Annotated in this window: 21 protein-coding genes; 1 reads left to right on the forward strand and 20 read right to left on the reverse strand. The window is 39.5% G+C overall.

Features of this window, described 5'->3' with window-relative positions; translation table 11 throughout:
* Positions 1 to 154: 154 nt before the first annotated feature.
* The 11 genes from dnaK to L0M85_RS04555 all read right to left on the reverse strand — a co-directional run bounded on the left by dnaK (position 155) and on the right by L0M85_RS04555 (position 10465).
* The gene (dnaK, locus tag L0M85_RS04505) at positions 155 to 1978 is read right to left on the reverse strand and encodes a molecular chaperone DnaK (protein WP_048688628.1); all 1824 of its coding nucleotides are present in this window, start codon (positions 1976 to 1978) and stop codon (positions 155 to 157) included.
* Positions 1979 to 2218: 240 nt separating this feature from the next.
* Positions 2219 to 2743, reverse strand: a complete 525-nt coding sequence (grpE, locus tag L0M85_RS04510; RefSeq protein ID WP_342751251.1) for a nucleotide exchange factor GrpE — start codon at positions 2741 to 2743, stop codon at positions 2219 to 2221.
* Positions 2744 to 2767: 24 nt separating this feature from the next.
* The gene (hrcA, locus tag L0M85_RS04515; protein ID WP_045759110.1) at positions 2768 to 3802 is read right to left on the reverse strand and encodes a heat-inducible transcriptional repressor HrcA; all 1035 of its coding nucleotides are present in this window, start codon (positions 3800 to 3802) and stop codon (positions 2768 to 2770) included.
* 166 nt (positions 3803 to 3968) lie between these two features.
* Positions 3969 to 4742 carry a M15 family metallopeptidase gene (locus tag L0M85_RS04520; protein ID WP_238656557.1) on the reverse strand — a complete coding sequence of 258 codons (774 nt, stop codon included), beginning with the start codon at positions 4740 to 4742 and terminating at the stop codon, positions 3969 to 3971.
* Positions 4735 to 5433 carry a histidine phosphatase family protein gene (locus L0M85_RS04525; protein ID WP_238656558.1) on the reverse strand — a complete coding sequence of 233 codons (699 nt, stop codon included), beginning with the start codon at positions 5431 to 5433 and terminating at the stop codon, positions 4735 to 4737. The genes L0M85_RS04520 and L0M85_RS04525 overlap by 8 nt, the downstream gene beginning before the upstream one ends.
* A 41-nt stretch (positions 5434 to 5474) precedes the next feature.
* Complete coding sequence (locus L0M85_RS04530) at positions 5475 to 6191, reverse strand: histidine phosphatase family protein (protein ID WP_238656559.1); 717 nt, start codon at positions 6189 to 6191, stop codon at positions 5475 to 5477.
* A 133-nt stretch (positions 6192 to 6324) separates the two neighbouring features.
* The gene (locus L0M85_RS04535; protein ID WP_048688607.1) at positions 6325 to 7662 is read right to left on the reverse strand and encodes a PFL family protein; all 1338 of its coding nucleotides are present in this window, start codon (positions 7660 to 7662) and stop codon (positions 6325 to 6327) included.
* Positions 7663 to 7680: 18 nt separating this feature from the next.
* Entirely contained in the window at positions 7681 to 7947 is a 267-nt protein-coding gene (locus L0M85_RS04540) for an ACT domain-containing protein (RefSeq protein ID WP_003004214.1), read from the reverse strand.
* Between the two features lie 284 nt (positions 7948 to 8231).
* Positions 8232 to 9353 carry a VanZ family protein gene (locus L0M85_RS04545; RefSeq protein ID WP_125334906.1) on the reverse strand — a complete coding sequence of 374 codons (1122 nt, stop codon included), beginning with the start codon at positions 9351 to 9353 and terminating at the stop codon, positions 8232 to 8234.
* Positions 9354 to 9530: 177 nt separating this feature from the next.
* Complete coding sequence (locus L0M85_RS04550) at positions 9531 to 10241, reverse strand: type II CAAX endopeptidase family protein (RefSeq protein ID WP_125334908.1); 711 nt, start codon at positions 10239 to 10241, stop codon at positions 9531 to 9533.
* Between the two features lie 38 nt (positions 10242 to 10279).
* Positions 10280 to 10465, reverse strand: coding sequence for a hypothetical protein (locus L0M85_RS04555; RefSeq protein WP_125334910.1), 186 nt, complete (start codon positions 10463 to 10465; stop codon positions 10280 to 10282).
* A 480-nt stretch (positions 10466 to 10945) separates the two neighbouring features.
* Here L0M85_RS04555 and L0M85_RS04560 point away from each other — a divergent pair, with 480 nt between their 5' ends.
* A complete protein-coding gene (locus tag L0M85_RS04560; RefSeq protein WP_125334912.1) occupies positions 10946 to 11149 on the forward strand; it encodes a CsbD family protein in 204 nt (67 codons plus the stop codon).
* A gap of 297 nt (positions 11150 to 11446) precedes the next feature.
* Here the strand turns inward: L0M85_RS04560 and L0M85_RS04565 are convergent, their stop codons facing one another.
* The 9 genes from L0M85_RS04565 to L0M85_RS04605 form a co-directional block, all read right to left on the reverse strand.
* Positions 11447 to 12034, reverse strand: a complete 588-nt coding sequence (locus L0M85_RS04565; RefSeq protein ID WP_125334914.1) for an SMI1/KNR4 family protein — start codon at positions 12032 to 12034, stop codon at positions 11447 to 11449.
* Between the two features lie 299 nt (positions 12035 to 12333).
* A complete protein-coding gene (locus L0M85_RS04570; RefSeq protein ID WP_185761502.1) occupies positions 12334 to 12483 on the reverse strand; it encodes a hypothetical protein in 150 nt (49 codons plus the stop codon).
* Positions 12484 to 12551: 68 nt separating this feature from the next.
* Positions 12552 to 13169 (reverse strand): CPBP family intramembrane glutamic endopeptidase, encoded by a 618-nt coding sequence (locus L0M85_RS04575; RefSeq protein ID WP_125334916.1) that lies wholly within the window; start codon positions 13167 to 13169, stop codon positions 12552 to 12554.
* A 711-nt stretch (positions 13170 to 13880) separates the two neighbouring features.
* Entirely contained in the window at positions 13881 to 14930 is a 1050-nt protein-coding gene (locus tag L0M85_RS04580; RefSeq protein WP_238656560.1) for a DUF389 domain-containing protein, read from the reverse strand.
* A complete protein-coding gene (locus L0M85_RS04585) occupies positions 14927 to 15250 on the reverse strand; it encodes a potassium channel family protein (protein ID WP_001253404.1) in 324 nt (107 codons plus the stop codon). Before L0M85_RS04585 ends, L0M85_RS04580 begins: the two co-directional genes overlap by 4 nt.
* A gap of 13 nt (positions 15251 to 15263) precedes the next feature.
* Complete coding sequence (locus tag L0M85_RS04590) at positions 15264 to 15605, reverse strand: hypothetical protein (RefSeq protein ID WP_000397556.1); 342 nt, start codon at positions 15603 to 15605, stop codon at positions 15264 to 15266.
* Positions 15530 to 15832 carry a TMEM175 family protein gene (locus L0M85_RS04595; RefSeq protein WP_004240734.1) on the reverse strand — a complete coding sequence of 101 codons (303 nt, stop codon included), beginning with the start codon at positions 15830 to 15832 and terminating at the stop codon, positions 15530 to 15532. Before L0M85_RS04595 ends, L0M85_RS04590 begins: the two co-directional genes overlap by 76 nt.
* Positions 15833 to 16391: 559 nt before the next feature.
* A complete protein-coding gene (locus tag L0M85_RS04600; protein WP_021154426.1) occupies positions 16392 to 16982 on the reverse strand; it encodes a hypothetical protein in 591 nt (196 codons plus the stop codon).
* A gap of 183 nt (positions 16983 to 17165) precedes the next feature.
* Positions 17166 to 17678 carry a GNAT family N-acetyltransferase gene (locus L0M85_RS04605; RefSeq protein ID WP_049473333.1) on the reverse strand — a complete coding sequence of 171 codons (513 nt, stop codon included), beginning with the start codon at positions 17676 to 17678 and terminating at the stop codon, positions 17166 to 17168.
* Between the last annotated feature and the right edge of the window lie 506 nt (positions 17679 to 18184).

Consider the following 18184-nt stretch of genomic DNA (forward strand, 5'->3'; position numbering starts at 1 on the left):
GTTGCAACCTCTGGATTTCTTCCTATACTTACTAGTTTAAGTTTTAAAAATCAAACTAGTAATGCTGAATTGAGTTTCGGATTAAAGGAATCCTAAAATCTCGGAACCTTTCTTTATTTCAGGAGGTTCCGCTAAAACAATCCACTGGATTGTTTTACTTTTCAGTAAACTCTCCGTCTACGACGTCATCGCCTGCGTTTCCTGTTGCTTGTTCGCCTTCTGCTCCTGCTTGGGCTTGTTGTGCTGCTGCAGCTTGTTCGTAGAGTTTCACAGCAAGTCCTTGAGCTTTTTCGTTCAAGGCTTCAAGTTTTGCTTTCATTTCGTCCAAGTTGTTATCTTCTTGGGCTTTCTTAAGCTCATCAAGGGCAGCTTGTGCTGCATCACGTTCTGCATCGAAGCCTTTACCTTCAGTTTCTTTGATTGTCTTTTCAGTCGCAAAGATTGCTTGGTCTACTTCGTTACGAAGGTCTACTTCTTCTTTACGTTTTTTATCTGCTTCAGCGTTTGCTTCTGCATCTTTCATCATGCGATCGATTTCTTCGTCTGTCAAACCTGAGTTTGATTGGATAACAATTGTTTGTTCTTTTTGAGTTCCAAGGTCTTTGGCTTTAACAGATACGATACCGTTCTTGTCGATGTCAAATGTTACTTCGATTTGTGGGATACCACGAGGTGCAGCTGGGATATCTGTCAATTGGAAACGTCCAAGAGTCTTGTTATCTGCTGCCATTGGGCGTTCACCTTGAAGAACGTGGATATCAACGGCTGGTTGGTTGTCTGCTGCAGTTGAGAAGACTTGTGATTTAGATGTTGGAATAGTTGTGTTACGGTCGATCAATTTTGTGAAGACTCCACCCATTGTTTCGATACCAAGTGACAATGGTGTTACGTCAAGAAGGACAACGTCTTTCACATCACCAGTGATCACACCACCTTGGATCGCAGCACCCATGGCAACAACTTCATCAGGGTTCACTGATTTGTTTGGTTCTTTACCAGTTTCAGCCTTAACAGCTTCTACAACGGCTGGGATACGAGTTGAACCACCAACAAGGATGACTTCATCGATTTCTGACAAGCTCAAGCCTGCATCAGAAAGAGCTTGACGAACTGGAACTTTAGTACGTTCTACAAGATCACGAGTCAAATCGTCAAATTTGGCACGAGTCAAAGTCATTTCCAAGTGAAGAGGTCCAGCTTCACCAGCAGTGATGAATGGCAAGCTGATTTGTGTTGAAGTTACACCAGAAAGGTCTTTCTTCGCTTTTTCAGCTGCATCTTTCAAACGTTGAAGGGCCATCTTGTCTGTTGACAAGTCAATGCCGTTTTCTTTCTTGAATTCTGCAACCAAGTGGTCGATGATTTTTTGGTCAAAGTCGTCACCACCGAGTTTGTTATCCCCTGCAGTTGCCAATACATCAAAGACACCGTCGCCTAATTCAAGGATAGATACGTCAAATGTACCACCACCAAGGTCGAATACTAAGATTTTTTCTTCTTTATCTGTCTTGTCCAAACCGTAAGCAAGGGCTGCTGCAGTTGGTTCGTTGACGATACGTTCTACTTCAAGACCAGCGATTTTACCAGCGTCTTTAGTTGCTTGACGTTGAGCATCGTTAAAGTAAGCTGGAACTGTAATAACAGCCTTCGTTACTTTTTCACCAAGGTATTCTTCAGCGTAACCTTTCAAGTATTGAAGAATCATTGCTGAGATTTCTTGTGGAGTGTATTCTTTACCGTTGGCAGAAACCTTTTCAGAAGTACCCATCTTAGATTTGATAGAGATCACTGTATCTGGGTTTGTTACTGCTTGACGTTTTGCAGCGTCACCAACGATGATTTCACCGTTTTTGAATGACACTACAGATGGAGTTGTGCGGTTTCCTTCTGGGTTTGCGATGATTTTTGATTCAGTTCCTTCAAGAACTGCTACTGCTGAGTTTGTTGTACCTAAGTCAATACCGATAATTTTAGACATATGTTTTTCTCCTTGTTGATTTTTTCTTCTTTTTTTGATATTTCCCTTAAGTGGTGGGGACGTGAGCAACTCCCTTCGGGATTTCATCACTTATTTTTGAGCCTACTGTCTCAAAAATCCCCTGTTTCAGTAGCACAAGCTACTGAAACTTTCACTACGGCGGGAAATATCTTCCTTGCAAGCCTCCGGCTTGCATCTTATCTTTCTTTCATAGTTTAGTGTCGTTTCGGACAAGGTATCCTAGTTGTAAACAACTACCATAGCCGGTCTTAGGATGCGGTCATGGAGTTTGTAGCCTTTTTGGAAGACTTGTGCGATGGTGTCTGCTGGATGTTCATCATCTGCAGGCAAGGTTTGGATAGCCATGTGGTAGTTATGGTCAAAGGCTCCGTCCGCTGGAATTTCTTCAATTCCTTCTTCTTTCAGAGCATGTACCAAACTTTCTTGGACCATTTCCAAGCCCTTCTTCACATCATCTGTCAATCCTTCGACGGCAAGGGCACGTTCGAGGTTGTCAAGTGATGGTAAGATTGCTTTTGCCAAATCTTGGCTACGGTATTTTTGTAATTGTTGACGTTCTTCATTGGCACGGCGCTGAATGTTTTGCATTTCTGCATGAGCACGAAGGTATTTATTTTCAAATTCCTCGGCACGCGCTTGTGCTTCTTCTAACTCAGAAGGTTGGTTGGACTCCTCCACAACTTCTTCAGTAGCTTTGGCAATTTCCTCTTCTTTCACGTCTTCTTTTTTAATATCTTCTGTCAAGGCATACACCCCTTTCATTTGGTCTTAATTTACTTCATAATGGTTGCTGTTGAGGTAACGGTAGTAATCCGTTAACTTCATGACCAACACTCGGCCGATAACATTGACCAGACTAATCACACGCCTGTAATCCATCTCTACGGGACCGATTACATGCATGAGGGCCATCCCACGATAAGGAACCAAGAACTTGTGACTAATCACCGTCACATTTTTCAAGGCCTTTTCTTGGGATTCCGCAACCAGGATCTGGGTCATTTGGTCTTCTGGCATTCCCCCTCGTAACTCCAAGGCTACGTGTTGGGGATTATCTAAGAACTGATAGGTCTGAAGATCGGCATAACTCAAAGATGAAACCTTTCCTTCTACAAAGACCAGTTCTTGAAACAGTTGCGAGAAGACGTAATCGAATAGATCCAAGACATTGTCTGTCGTTTTGAAGTAGCGCTGTACAATCTGTGGAATCTCCGTCCGCAAGCGGTAGTGGATATCCAAGACCGTATTTCCAATGAAGCGTTCTTGAACCAGCTGATGGAAGATTTCCAAGTCACTGGTTAAGAAATTCTTTGGAATGGCAAATTGTACGGTGACAGGCTTTGATTCATCCAAGGTCAACACCGCTAAGGCATCGTGGTTGGATAATGGAACAATCTCAAAACCCGTCAAGCGCTGCCGTGTCGGCTCCACATCCTGAATCACTGCGGTGTAGCCCGTCATCTGGGCTAATAACTTGGCCGTAGCATCCAAGATATCATCTAACTTAAAGGCTTCGAAATCAAAGGCTTTCACCACCTGGTAGACATCTTGTTCATCAATCAACTCTAGATCGAGCGAGTTCTGAACGAAATATTGGAAACCAGCTCGGCTAGGCATTCGGCCACTCGAAGTATGGGCTTTCTCTAGCAACCCTTGCTTTTCGAGGGCAGCCATATCGTTTCGGATGGTCGCACTACTGGATTGAATGACATCTTGTAGCGCTTTTGAGCCGACCGGTTCGTGGGTCTTGGTAAAGATATCGACGACAAGATTGAGAATCTCATTTTGACGTTCTGTAACCATGACCTCACCTCTCTTTCGTATTTAGCACTCTAAACACTCAAGTGCTAAACCATGATTCTATTATACACTCTCTCAAAAGAAAGTCAAGAAAAAAATCCAAAAAATTAGCACTCTTTTTTAAAGAGTGCTAAAAATCATTCTTAAGACCGATACTAGGCCAAAAAAACTATAAACCTGCTTCTTTCAGCTTTTGAATGTATTCTTCTAAGACCAGTTGGTGCTTGACCATATACTGGGCATTTTCTACACCGACGTAGCGGAAGTGCCAGTTTTCATAGTCTACACCCGTGATCGCGTTTTTCCCTTCTGGATAACGGAGAACAAACCCATATTGTGGCGCCAAGGCAATAATTTGTTGTACTACCTCTTCGGACAGCCCATTTGGGGCACTCATATCAATTGCAAGACCCGTCTGGTGCTCACTAGCTCCTGGAACCTGTACCTGAGCTTGTGCCTGACGTTCTGCTTCTTCATGAGAAAGACCAGTAGCTTCCAACTGTGCTACCCGCTCATTGTAAAGCTCTGTTTGCTCCTCCACACTTCGATAACCGGAAATCAAGGACTCCTCAGGAGCAACTGCCCTTGCCGCCGCTAAAAATTGTTTGGTTTGTTCTGCAATCCGACTATCCACCTTGATTTCTTCAAGGTCGACTAACTGAGGATTCAGCTCGGCTAACTTGTTGTCTCGGTTGACCAGGACTAGGTTCCAATCCTTACTAGAAACTTGGGGAAGATCTGTTTTAGGTTTTTCTTCCTTTTTCTCAACCTTTTTTGGAATGCTTGTTTCTACTTTTTTATCTTCAACAGAGCCCATATGAAGCCATTGAGGTTTCAAATAGAAAATACCCACTCCTGCTCCAATTAGACAGATGCCTAAACAGCAGAGTACGATCCAGCTAACTTTCTTTTCTCTTTTCTTGGCAAGTTTATATTTAGTCATGATTTCCCTCTAACCATTTTGCTCCAACCTGGCGGTATGACAGATCTCCAACTGCTTCTAGTTTAAATTGGCCATCTTCATACTCAATAACAGTCACACTACCATTGTCCAAGACCAATTCTTTAAAGGCTTTTGGATCAATCAGGTAAATCAAGGTACTGATGGTCATCCCATGACTGACCACGATGGCATTCCCGCCACCCTTAGACTCGACATCCTTAGCAATTGCCGTAAAGCCATCCAAGATGCGGTCACGAAGGGTTTCCCAGGACTCTGCCCAGCCGGCTGTGTCCACTTCGACAATCCCTTCTGCCAACTCCATCAAGCTCAAATGATGGAAGTCATCAACCCGAAAGACACGTGGCAAAACGCCCAAAAAGAGTTCCCCGTCATAGGCTCCATCAAAACTTCCAAAGCACCATTCGCGGATGCGCTTATCATAATGGTAAGGAATCTTACCCGTTAACCCTAGTTCTTCTAGCACAATCCCCATGGTTTGAATGGTTCGACCGGAGTCGCTGGACACCGCTTGTTGGAACTGAATCCCGGCTTCACGTAGACCAATCCCCAATTCATGAATCCCTCGTTCGCCAGCTTCTGTCAAGGGACTATCAGACCAACCTTGGGCGCGACCAATGGTATTAAACATGGTTTTTCCATGACGGGCAATATACAATTTTGTCTTTGCCATTTTTATCCTCCTGCAATTGTTTTCTTCTTATATAAGCTATCTTATTTTTTCACACCAAGTTCTTCTGAGTGGGCTGCTAACCAGTTAGCACCCAGTTTGCGATAAGACTCATCTCCGATGGTCTGGATCGAGAAGTGTCCATTTTCGTATTCGACGAGGGTGACACTACCATTTTCAACCCTTGGATCCAGCTCAATCTCTGGATTCAAAATACACACAAAGGAACCGATGGTCATGCTGTGACTAACAACCAAGGCATTTCCACCACCCCTGGCTTCAACTTCCTTGGCAATCTCCTCAAAGCCATCTACAATCCGTTTTTTCAACACATCCCATGGTTCAGCCCAACCAGCTGTATCTACTTGGTAGATTCCATTCGCCAGTTCTTCCAGGGTAAGTTTCTTATAGTCTTCAATATCTAAAACTCGAGGAACGACTCCACGGAAAAGTTCCCCTCCGTAGGCACCATCAAAACTTCCAAAACACCATTCCCGGATCTTTTTGTTGAAAGTATAAGGAATCTGATCTGTGAGCCCAAGCTCGTCTAAAACAATTCCCATGGTTTGAATGGCGCGACCTGAATCGCTGGAAACAGCACGGACAAAGTCTAAACCAGATTCTCTCAAACCAACCCCCAATTCACGGATGCCTTCTTCTCCTTGAGCAGTTAAAGGTGTATCCGACCAACCTTGGGCACGACCTATCGTATTAAACATGGTTTTTCCATGCCGAATAATAAATAATCTTGTTTTCGCCATGTGATCTCCTTTTACGTCCTTCTATTATATCATTTTTTATAAGGAAACTGGCAGCGATGACCTCTCGATTCACCTTCACTTCTCCAGCCAACATTAAAAGCCCCGAACACGCGAAGTGCCCCAAGGCTTTCTTTTAATTTTTAAAACTATGAACTGGGGCCGGAATTTGACCACCACGGGCAATAAAGTCAGCTGACGAGGCCTTGTTGACCTTCATTACCGGAGCAGACCCAAGAAGTCCTCCGAGCTCTAACATATCACCTTCTTTTCCATAAGGAATGATCCGAACCGCTGTTGTCTTTTGGTTGATAACGCCGATAGCTGCTTCGTCGGCAATCATGGCCGCAATGGTCGAATCTGGAGTATCAGCTGGGATGGCAATCATATCCAAACCGACGGAACAGATAGCTGTCATGGCTTCCAATTTTTCCAGGTTGATATGACCGGATTGGACCGCGGCAATCATCCCCTCATCCTCTGAGACCGGAATGAAGGCACCTGACAAACCACCGACTTGATTACAAGCCATGATGCCACCTTTTTTTACTTGGTCATTAAGCAGGGCAAGGGCTGCGGTAGTTCCATGAGTTCCGACCACTTCAAGCCCCATGGCTTCAAGGACACGGGCAACCGAATCCCCAACAGCTGGCGTTGGAGCAAGAGACAAGTCGACAATTCCAAACTCAACACCGAGACGTTCACTAGCCATTTGACCGACTAATTGACCGACACGGGTAATCTTGAAGGCTGTCTTCTTGACTGTTTCAGCCAATACATCAAAGCTTGCTCCGGGAACTTTTTCAATGGCCCGTTGGACGACACCAGGTCCTGAAACCCCAACGTTGATGACGACATCGGCTTCACCGACACCGTGGAAGGCTCCCGCCATAAAGGGATTATCTTCTACCGCATTAGCAAAGACAACGAGTTTACCTGGTCCCATTGGATCTGCTTGGGAAGCTTCTTTAATGATGCGCCCCATGTCTCGGACAGCGGTCATATTGATCCCTGTCTTGGTCGATCCGATATTGACTGAAGAGCAGACAAAATCTGTCTCCGCAAGGGCACGAGGAATCGAATTAATGAGGATTTCATCCCCTTTTTGGTAGCCTTTTTGAACCAGAGCTGAGAAGCCACCGATAAAGTTAACCCCAACTTCCTTCGCTGCACGATCCAGCGCCTTGGCAAAGGGTACATAGTCTGTCGCATTGGTTGCGGCTCCGATAATAGAAATCGGAGTGACCGAAACCCGCTTATTCACAATGGGAATGCCAAGTTCTGCCGCAATCTCATCCCCAACAGCCACCAAATCTTTGGCCTTTGTCACAATCTTATTGTAGACTTTTTCTGCCGCCTTTTCGATATCCGGATCAATACAATCTAGAAGCGAAATCCCCATGGTGATAGTCCGAACATCGAAGTTCTGCTCCTCAATCATGGCAATGGTTTCTGTTACCTGTTTAATGTCCATAAATTCTCAACCCCTATCTTATAAATTGTGCATGGCATCAAAAATCGCTGCGCTTTGGATATTGATTTTCACATGAAGAGACTGACCGAATTCTTCTAACTCTGAACGAAGCTGGGTGAAATCTTTTTTCTCATCGGATGATACGACCGCCATCATGGTAAAGTATTCATCCAATACCGTTTGAGAGATATCATCGATATTGAGTCCTAATTCTGCCACTTTCGTTGCAACACCCGCTACGATTCCTTTTTGGTCTTTACCAACGACTGTAATAATTGCTTTCATTTCACTGCTCCATTCTATCTATTTGCTTCCATTGTAGCATAATCGCCTTAAAATCGCCCTTCTCAACTGGGAACGTTCGGATATTTTCCGCGTGTATAAAACAATAAAGAGGCTGGGACAAAAGTCCTAGCCTCTTTATTGTTTTTGGATTGTCGAGCAAGACGCAGTGGTTGAGTGGGCTCTACCACGCTGATTTCATCAGCTTTTACAGCCCTACTCAACTGTGCGGAGGTGAGACGACGAAATCGAATTCTAACGAATTACCGATTTCTGTCCCACTCTCTCTATTTTGACGATTCAGTTTCACCCTTTAAGAGCTCTTCCTTCACGCGCACGGTACTCTCATACTCGGCTCCAGCTAGACGGTCAAACGGAAAGCGACGACTGAGCAAGATGATGGCAAGGGTGAGGATCAGGTACAATAAGAGTACAAAGAAGAGCAATAAAATCATAGATAGAGTCAAAAGGGAATTGTCCGTCAAATCCTGATTCAAAAGCGAGATTAAATAGAACAGTCCTTGAGGAATCCAGTAGAAATAGCCTACCACTAGGATTCCTCGCCAGATGGTGCGAAGCCATTTTTTCTTGTCAAAACGCAAGCGGAATTTCAGTAAAGCCATTCCCAAGGTTTTGCCCCGCCACAAGGGAAGCAAACTAAAGTAAAGCACCAAAACCGCTACATAAGGAATCATCTCTAAACGCTCGATTACCGCGTAGAGAAGAGATAGCATCACAAAGTCAATCAAGAAAGCAAGACCAATCCGGAAACCAGATACTTTCGTCCCTACTCGGAAAGAATGCTCGTCAATCTCATCTCGTGTTGGCAATAACCAAACCAGGAACCAACCGAGCAGATAGCCCACTCCTCCACCAGTGGTATTTTGAATAATATCATCGACATCTGCTAGGCGGTAAGGACCCGGATACAGAAAGTAGAGACCTGACAACTGGGTCAGCTCCAAAAAGAGACTAAATAGGGCTGTTAGGAGAATCGTTTTCTTAAAACCACACTTGAAATAATAGCGTAAGTACATCCCAAAGGGAATCAACATTAGGACATTAAAAGCGGGTACATAAAAAGTTGGATGCTTGATGGCCTGAAGCCAAGTGCTTGTCTGCGCTAGATCAAAAGGACTCTCCTTGAAAAAATCTACCACAAAAGCAAAGGGATGGAGATTGACCATTTCCAAGTAGCTAGTATGGATCTTACTCGGATCTGGCAGAGGCAAGACCACCAAGAGATAGACCGTCATCAAGTAAAGCATAAAAGAATAGAAAATCAGCACCCGCAATTTATTGACCGAACCATATTTTCGATAATTCAAAATCATGTAGGGCAAGGTCAGCAAAAAGGCCAGGAAAGGAAAGAGCTGAACAGCTGTTTTGATTGTAGAAATGTATCCCATTGTGTCTCCCATTTACCGTTATAAAATCACCTTTTGCACAATGACAAAAGGTGATTTCTTCATTGATATAGAATATTATACGGCCTAGTAGAGGAAGAGTCAAGGAAGTATGATGAAAACCTCGCTCAATAGTTGGCTCCTCTAACTCCCATTTCACGCCCGGCCACAGAGACAAGGTTATTTAACAAGAAAATGCCAGTAGATATAATTGAAGATGAAAATCCAGATCGGTTTCCAAAAAGTGAGAAAATTGCTAAAGGCATGCAAGAAGATGGGCAACCGGATATCTTTAGTTTTCTTATAGACAGCTGCGAAGAAGAGTCCTGAACAGAAATAAAGAGAAAAGGTTACAGGATCCCGATATTGATGGATCAGATGAAAGGCCGCAAAGAGAAAACCCGAAAGCAAAACATCTAAATGAAACTTACTTTCTTTAAAGAAGACATTCATCAGATAGCCTCTAAAAATAAATTCTTCTATCATAGGAGATGTAACAGTTGCTAGGACAAAAAACAGAGTACCCGAAATACCAGGGCCATTTAGATAAATGGAGGATGGCAATTTGGTTTGATGAACGACAGGAACCAGCAAATCTTGAAAAGTTTGCAGCACCCATCTTTCAACAAAGAACCACAAGAGCACCAGAGCAAAATACCCCAGATAGTGCCACTTCCATTTCTGTATATTGGAACGAATGACTATCTTCTGTCTTTTGAACCACAATAAAATGCCAATGAGAAGCAAAGAGTAGAGAATCAAATAGATGAAATAAAGAAAACTTAAATCACCATTGAAAACTCCAGTTAGGTAGATACCAAGGCCTTCAATCCCAAAAACAAATAAATATAACAGGAACAGTAAAGCAAGTCCATGTTTGGCATATTTCATAACATCCTCCACCAACAAAAAAATTTAGCCGATACTCATTAAATTGCGAAGAAACTTCGCATTTCAAGTGGCGCAATCAACTTACGGAAGTATTCCCAACCATTCGGACCACCTGAAACTGGAGGCGGTCCCATATATATAGTATTAAAAACCCCACCACCTGCTACTGTTGAGAGAAAATCGCTATCTAAACTATCAAATTCTTCCAAAATCTTTGTATTCATTATGAATACCTCCTTATATTTATTAGATTAAAAAATATTGTCTAGTTGCAACTTTGACAATTTTAGTATAGCACACGAAAAATCTTTAAATCAACAAACTCCTAAATTGTCCCTTTTTGAACAGAAAGTGGCATCTTCTTTTGTTTTTTACTCCACTTTGCTAGGAGAAAACAGCCATTTAGATTTTCTAGCCTGACGATGCTACACTATATTATTCCTTAATCACCTGGACGATTTTATTTTGAAGTAGCGGAAGATCTATGCTTCTTCAATTAAAAACAAGGCAAGGACCTATTCATCCATCATTAGTTGCTATCTCATCATGACTCCTTCCCACTTTCAAAATACCGTAGCGAATATTTGACTTCCCATTTCAGAAGGCATATACTTATATTAATCTGAGCTAAATAGTTTTAATTTTTTAAATGAACTGTCTTGAATTCAGATTAATAAAACTATTTACTTAACGGAGGTGACACTATGTCATTAGAAGATAAATTAAACCAAGTTAAAGGTTCTGTTAAAGAAGGTCTCGGTAAAGTAACCGGTGATAAAAAAACAGAAGCTGAAGGCGTTGCTGAAAAAGTTGCATCAAAAGCAAAAGAAGTTGCTGAAGACGCAAAAGAAGCTGTCGAAGGAGCTATCAAGGGCGTGAAAAACATCCTTCACAAAGACGATAACTAATCGTTAACGTTCTAAAGCTACTCTATTTTCTACCGTCACGTTTGACTGTGGAAGATAGGGTGGTTTTTTGTTTATCTTTGATTTAGTTTGGGTATAGGAAAAAGCACCTCGAAAGGTGCTCTCTGTAAGTATAGTAATTCTTTTGAATGAACACTTAGAGTGCAGTGGTTGCCATCCAATTCAAACAACACTCGGGCTTTTACTGAAATTGAGCAAAGTAATTGCAGGTCCCTAAAACCATTTTACTTCATTCTCTCAAACCATTCTGAAACATTTGGGACAATATACTGCCCTCTTTCATACGATCACTTCCATTATCCCTTCGATCAGCTCCGTAAAACTTTCTGCCACATAGATAATTTCATCAGGGTCATGAATGTAGCAGATTATCTGCCCTTCTTGCCCTTCCTGGTCTGGATCAAAATCAAGCATGAGATAACAAGAATCGCAATACTCCGCGAAAGGAAGCCATTTTTTATTAAAAAGATAGGGTTTAACTCTGCTATCACGCATTTCTTCAACATCTTGGCTTGAAAAATAGTCAGGAAATTCCGTCAACAGAGCATCCCTATTTTGAAAAAATTTTTTTATCGACTCAATCTCTTGTAGGCTCATCAAAGAGAAAGCCATTTCTCTTTGGCCAATCACACAGGGTAGGACTGCTAAGAATTTACTGCCGTTTTTGTAACGATAGACTTCCTTAAGCTCATTTGGGAGAGAAATTCCAATTCTCTTCTCAAACTCCTGAATTTCCTCCTCAGATGCTCCAGAAATTTCCTGATAATCTTCTAGGTATCCTTCCTCTACAGGATCATCCAAACCCCAGTCTTCAAAAGCTTCACAAATATAAGTTGCTATTTTCCTAACTTGGTTAACTATACACATAAGAACCTCCTTTTTTGATTTCTCTTACCCTTCGAATTTTCATCCCAAAATATGTTCAAAATATTGACAGACTTGCATCTTTACTTTTTCTAATATTATTTTTAGTATGGAATTGGATTTTTTTATTTCTTGATTAGATAAAGTCATTTCATCCGTTCGCTTTACTCAAGTTAACATTATAAACAATTTCTGCATTCGGACTGCCTTTGACATCCTTCACGACTCCTTTTAACTGACCATCTACTACTAATAATTCGATATTTTCATCTATAAGATCCTGTTTAGACAGTGTAACTTCATTATTCAGGAGGTATTTCCGTCATCGTAATCATCATATGACCAGTTATTTTTCCATTTTCCTCTTCAAACTTTTCAAGTACTCCTTGCTCACGGAGGATATTTTCTATTTTGAAGAACATTTCTTTAGCTGCCAACATTACTCCAGTCATATTTATTAGTGGTCTCTTGAGCAAAACCTTACATAAAAATACAAATAAAAAACAATTAGAATACATAATTAAAAATCTATTACAGCCAAAAAATTAGCAAGCATGTGAATTAGTACAGAGTATTCTATCCTTTTAGTTCTATAATAAATGTAAGACATTATACCGCCTAACAAACTATACAGTAAAATCGATCTAATAAAAATTCCAATACTAGGTTCGTTCATACAATGCACAAATCCAAACAATATATTTGATATGATGAAACCTTTCCTGCTCATATTATAGCAATAATTCATTATTGCACCACGAAAAGTTAATTCCTCTAAAACTGGTCCTACGAAAATTGCATAAAAATTGAATAACTCTACGCCCATAATATCTTTTAAAATTTGTAATAACGCATCATTTTGGGTATCTCCAAAAATGCCTACATACAAATGAACTATGAGTCTTAACAAAACAGCGAATGCTAAGCAATAAAATACTTTGTTCCACTCTAGTTTCTGAATACGATTAATGACATTATGTTTTATGCTTATTTTATAAGAGAAATATAATGTAAAAAATAAGAAAAGTACAAATAGCAACCTAGCATAGACTAATGAAATATCTTTCAAAATAAAACAACAAATCGGTAAATTTGAGAGTAAAAATAACTGCCCAGTCACTTTATATTTTTCTTTCATTTTTAACTACCTCCAATAAACCATTTTTAATATTTCAATCATTGCTTAATTCACTTAATTATTTTTCTGAAACTTAAAGCGGAAATGCTGAGATTCTTTGCATATACTTGTTCTGACATTTTATCTTTCCTAAAAATCCTCCTATCTTAAGAAAGAAACACAGATATCTTACAATATTAACCTCCCCAATAATCAAGTAAGCGCTTTTACATTTTTATTGTAACTAACTATTTTTATTTTTTCAAATAATTATATGCAATTCCCAATTTGTAAAATTAAAGTAGACAAAAAAAGACATCCAAGAGAATACTCTTGAATGTCTGTAAACGTTGATATAATCGTATTGATTAACGTTTTGAGAATTGTGATGCTTTACGAGCTTTCTTAAGACCTGGTTTGGAAAGTATGAATTTCAGTTGGACTAAAAACAGCGTAATATCAAGACTTTTCTCCGCTTTTATAAAAGCGTTTTTCCAATCAAATTCAACTAATTTTATCTAAATGGTGTGGATTTTACCCCCAAAATTACAGAGAATGGAGCTGATAAACACTAAACGTTCACACCATTAGTTAAATGATTTTTTTCATCATTTTTCTTAGATGATAGAACTTCTAATTTATTTCTTATTCAAGCAAAAACAACCTGCTATAAGTAAGAAAGAGGAAGATACAAGAAAAACACGGCGTAAAAACCGATTCAGTTCATTGTCCTCAATCCTTGTCTGCTTCATTTTCTTTTACGAGATCGTTTTGTGAATCTTTTTCAGAGAGTTTTTGATCAATATACTTGTCAATGTTTTCATAAAATTCCTTGGTCGCTTCACTATCTAATGTTGGCGAGTTCTGAACTTGATTCACTTTCAATTGAACAGATTGAATACCGTAAGAGGCTTGTTTTTGGTGGAGTGTTTCTAATTCTTCTTCTGAAATCGGATCTCCAACAACCGTCAAGACCAATTCATTGTTACTTGACTTGTAGACTTGATTAATAACCGTATAATTGGCGAACTCTTTTCCTACAAACTGTTTGATCCCTTCTTTGCGCGCTTGTTCTATTGTCAGAGTAACTGCCGAATAGCTAGCTGGAAGATTCAACAATACAATCAAAGAAATCAAGCCAATTCTCATTTTAATGCTCAGCTCTTTAAATGAAGTTAAAGGAGATTTTCTCATCAAAATTCTTGTTCCAACAATGTTGGCTAGCATGATAAAGACACAGTTGATCAAGAAAAGATAGAGAGCCCCCAATAAAAATCGTACATTCCCATTAGCTAAACCATAGCCAGCAGTACAGATAGGCGGCATCAAAGCTGTAGCAATGGCTACTCCTGGCACGATATTGTTTGCTTCTTTTTTCCTTGAACCGATCACACCAGCAATCCCACCAGCAATAGCAATGAGAACATCCCAAATGGTTGGAGAGGTTCGTGCGATCAACTCGCTACTTGCATAAGACAAGGGAGAAATCCAGAAATACAGAGTCGAGACAAGCAAACTGACCAACACTTGAGTCAATAAAACCTCTAGAGATTGCTTGATTAAACGCGTATCAAAAATAGCTAAACCGAATCCCAGTCCAACAATCGGTGTCATGAGAGGTGAAATTAACATGGCTCCAATAATAACAGCTGTTGAATTCATATTTAGACCGATAGAGGCAATAAAAATTGCACACATCAAAATCGCTGTATCTCTCAATCGAACATGAAGGTCATCGTATAATTTCTCACGGTATTCCCGTGTTGAATAATTGGCAGTCATTTGTCCTCTCCTCTTTCCTTATTTAAATCGGTATAATAATTAATAATAACAGCTGATAAACAGCCAAAAAATATGAGCCCATAAATCGTCAAGAAGACACTGGTAATCCTTCCAATCAAGGTCACAGCTAGGAGATCCCCGTAGCCGACAGTCGTCGAAGTCACAAAAGCATACCAAAGACCGTCTCCGTAATTTGTGATAGCAGGTTCAACTAGGAAAAGCACGCCTCCTGACCCAAAAACAAAGGTCACAAAACTCAGAGCAAACCGAGTAAAACCCGTAACCTGTATAATATGCCATAACATTTTTAAACGTCTCATTTGTTCTCCTTATTCATACTAGCTCCTGACCGAGCCGTTTTTTCCAATAATCAAAGTGAAGATAGGACATGATCTCCATCAGAGAAAGATAGACAAACTGATAGATCTGATTTAAGCTGATTATCAACTGATATTGTTTGAAAAATGACTGGAAGAAAGACCAGATATGACTGTCTTGAATCAGTCCCTTCTTAACATCAGACAGGATATTAGCTAAAGCTCCCAAGGACTGAAACGGTAAATCCTTGACATTTATATAGATCCGGTCCACCACATCATTCAGACTGGTATCTTGGATGGCATGAAATTCTCCAAAGAGAACTCCTGCCGCTCCAAGAGTAGAAACAAATTCCACCAAATAATTTCTGAGGAAATTTTCTCAACCTTTTCCCATAATGTGTTTAGTGCCATCCATAACGATCCCAACCAGAAAAAGGAAAGAAAACAAGCAAAGAAATTTTGCCGTAAATCCCAAAAAGCTTCAAGACTTGGTGTTGTTGGTTTTTCTAACTCTAAAATCAAGATGGTCATAATAATTGCTAGAACAGCATCTGTCAATACAATTAATCTGTCTTTCTTCATCGGATTGCATCCCCTTTCTTTTTTGTAACATTCTATCTTATCGCATAATATTGGATATTCTTTCATAATCCGACTACAAACAAAAATAAACCAAAAAGTCTGTCCCTATTATGCTATATTTAACTCTAGAAGTATTCATCCATCTAATTAATAAATATATCATATTTCACAATAAATGAATACTATCAAAGATTCATCCCCTTTCACTTCATCATTTAGTGTTGCTTAGATTTATCAAAAACAACCAAATTTGTATTAATTTCAAGTATCACCTAGTTACAAAAATTTGGGGTGAACAGAAAAAGCATCCCGTATTTTTGATACGAAATGCTTTCAATAAGTTTAAATAAGTTTTAACGTTTACTAAATTGTGATGCTTTACGAGCTTTTTTCAAGCCTGGTTTGGAAAGTATGAATTTCAGTTGGACTAAAAACAACGACATATCAAGGCTTTTCAGAACGATATCTACTGATTTATTTCATAAAATTTGAATCAATATTTTTTAAATAGGGGAATAGTTATTGTAATCTTCGAACTTCCTGATCAGATAATGTCATATCATTCTTTTCCTTTGCTTAGCTCAACATTATAAATGATTTCAGCTTCAGGACTTCCTTTTTCATCCTTAACAACATCCTTTAGCTGATTGTCTTGAACCAATAAAGAAATATTTTCATCTGTACTTCTAGCCTTCGTGAGTTTTGCTTCATCTGGCAAGTGCTGTGCTTTAGAAACATCGATATTATTTCCATTGGAGTCCTTTAAATCTATAGCTTCATTCCCGCCTCCATCAAAATTGAGAAGAACATCAGAAACGATACCAAAACTGCTTGGATTAAAGTTATTAATTGGAGTTCCTAGAGTAGCCTTATTTCCATACTTATCATAAATAGTTGGACGCACGTACGCATTTGAGAATGTTGACCCTTCCTCAGTAATGTATATTGGGGAAAATTCAATCTTTTCAATACCTCTATAGTGTTCTTTGATGTAGGTTCCTATTTGCTCTTCTAGCAAACGAAAGCCATGCTGATAGAGTTTGGTTGTTTTCGGGCCTAGATTTGGTTTAGTCAGCTTGTTATATATATATGTTCCTCCAAATATAAGAATGAGTACAATAGCAATTATTTTAGCAACCTTATTTCTCATTAGTTGCCTCCGTTCCAAGTGATAATCTACAATTTTCAGTCTGTAATCATATTACTTAATTATAACATAGTTCCCATTTTGTAAAATTAAGATAGACAAAAAAAGACATCCAAGAGAAAATTATTGAATGTCTGGAAAGAATATAACTCCATTAACCTTGTTAATAGACTGGAAATGATGATATTATGGTCTCCTTACCTCAAATACTGCTGTATGAACCCACTCATTATGAATTTGTAAGTCATTTTCTATCATTCTACTAAAGGTGAAGCCATTTTTTAAAAGCACTCTCTGAGAAGCTAGATTATCTCTTGCTGTTCCTGCAATGATTCTATTAAAACCATAAGTAGTAAACGCTTTGTCTAAAACGAGTCTAACCGCTTCGCTTGCATAACCTAAATTGGTAACATTTTCCCCAATTCTATACCCAAGTTCTGCTGTTTTCCGATCACCATCTAAGACACTTAAATTGATTCTCCCGACCATAACGCCTTGCGAATCTCTAATAAGATGCATATAGACATCACGATTCCTTTGTTCCGTTAACAACTCCCTTGTAATTTCTTTAAAACCTTCTAAATCAAAATAGTTAGCTGGTCTAGGAGGTAAATTTCGTTCAAAATACTCTCGATTTTCTTTTTCAAAAGAATAGACATCTAAACTATTTGCTTCAGACAACAACTCTAAACTGATCATTTCAAAGCCTCCCCCATCATTATCTACATTCAACATTTTCTCATGTTTACACAAAGTGAAATTTACAGAATTTAAAAAGATTCTTTTATTTTCTGTATTGTTTCTACATTATAACACAAAATACTATGGATAAGCATAATATTCAAGGCGCCACACCAGCCAAACAGGCTAGAATATCTATCAAAGCTATTTCAGAAGCACTTACTCATAGTGACATCCAAATAACGAAGACTTATGTCAATACTACTGAAACAGTAAATCAAACAGCAGGAGAAATAGCCTTTAGAAGTCTCAAAAAGCAATAGGGTGAACTTTAGTTTTTTGAACAAAAAAAGACATCCAAGAGAAAATTCTTGAATGTCTGTAAACGTTGATATAATCGTGTTGATTAACGTTTTGAGAATTGTGATGCTTTACGAGCTTTTTTCAAGCCTGGTTTGGAAAGTATGGGTTTCAGTTGGACTAAAAACAGCGTAATATCAAGGATTTTCTGAACAATATCTACT

It is taken from the genome of Streptococcus sp. DFI.7.26 (assembly GCF_022240605.1).
Classification (GTDB): domain Bacteria; phylum Bacillota; class Bacilli; order Lactobacillales; family Streptococcaceae; genus Streptococcus; species Streptococcus xiaochunlingii.

Coding starts and splice junctions, on each gene's coding strand:
- L0M85_RS04520 (WP_238656557.1), bottom strand. CDS start 4,742: ATGACTAAATATAAACTTGCCAAGAAAAGAGAAAAGAAAGTTAGCTGG.
- L0M85_RS04600 (WP_021154426.1), bottom strand. CDS start 16,982: ATGAGAAATAAGGTTGCTAAAATAATTGCTATTGTACTCATTCTTATA.
- L0M85_RS04545 (WP_125334906.1), bottom strand. CDS start 9,353: ATGGGATACATTTCTACAATCAAAACAGCTGTTCAGCTCTTTCCTTTC.
- L0M85_RS04540 (WP_003004214.1), bottom strand. CDS start 7,947: ATGAAAGCAATTATTACAGTCGTTGGTAAAGACCAAAAAGGAATCGTA.
- L0M85_RS04555 (WP_125334910.1), bottom strand. CDS start 10,465: ATGAATACAAAGATTTTGGAAGAATTTGATAGTTTAGATAGCGATTTT.
- L0M85_RS04565 (WP_125334914.1), bottom strand. CDS start 12,034: ATGTGTATAGTTAACCAAGTTAGGAAAATAGCAACTTATATTTGTGAA.
- L0M85_RS04605 (WP_049473333.1), bottom strand. CDS start 17,678: ATGATCAGTTTAGAGTTGTTGTCTGAAGCAAATAGTTTAGATGTCTAT.
- L0M85_RS04570 (WP_185761502.1), bottom strand. CDS start 12,483: ATGACTGGAGTAATGTTGGCAGCTAAAGAAATGTTCTTCAAAATAGAA.
- L0M85_RS04530 (WP_238656559.1), bottom strand. CDS start 6,191: ATGGCGAAAACAAGATTATTTATTATTCGGCATGGAAAAACCATGTTT.
- L0M85_RS04535 (WP_048688607.1), bottom strand. CDS start 7,662: ATGGACATTAAACAGGTAACAGAAACCATTGCCATGATTGAGGAGCAG.
- L0M85_RS04575 (WP_125334916.1), bottom strand. CDS start 13,169: ATGAAAGAAAAATATAAAGTGACTGGGCAGTTATTTTTACTCTCAAAT.
- hrcA (WP_045759110.1), bottom strand. CDS start 3,802: ATGGTTACAGAACGTCAAAATGAGATTCTCAATCTTGTCGTCGATATC.
- L0M85_RS04550 (WP_125334908.1), bottom strand. CDS start 10,241: ATGAAATATGCCAAACATGGACTTGCTTTACTGTTCCTGTTATATTTA.
- dnaK (WP_048688628.1), bottom strand. CDS start 1,978: ATGTCTAAAATTATCGGTATTGACTTAGGTACAACAAACTCAGCAGTA.
- L0M85_RS04525 (WP_238656558.1), bottom strand. CDS start 5,433: ATGGCAAAGACAAAATTGTATATTGCCCGTCATGGAAAAACCATGTTT.
- L0M85_RS04585 (WP_001253404.1), bottom strand. CDS start 15,250: ATGAGACGTTTAAAAATGTTATGGCATATTATACAGGTTACGGGTTTT.
- L0M85_RS04560 (WP_125334912.1), top strand. CDS start 10,946: ATGTCATTAGAAGATAAATTAAACCAAGTTAAAGGTTCTGTTAAAGAA.
- L0M85_RS04580 (WP_238656560.1), bottom strand. CDS start 14,930: ATGACTGCCAATTATTCAACACGGGAATACCGTGAGAAATTATACGAT.
- L0M85_RS04595 (WP_004240734.1), bottom strand. CDS start 15,832: ATGAAGAAAGACAGATTAATTGTATTGACAGATGCTGTTCTAGCAATT.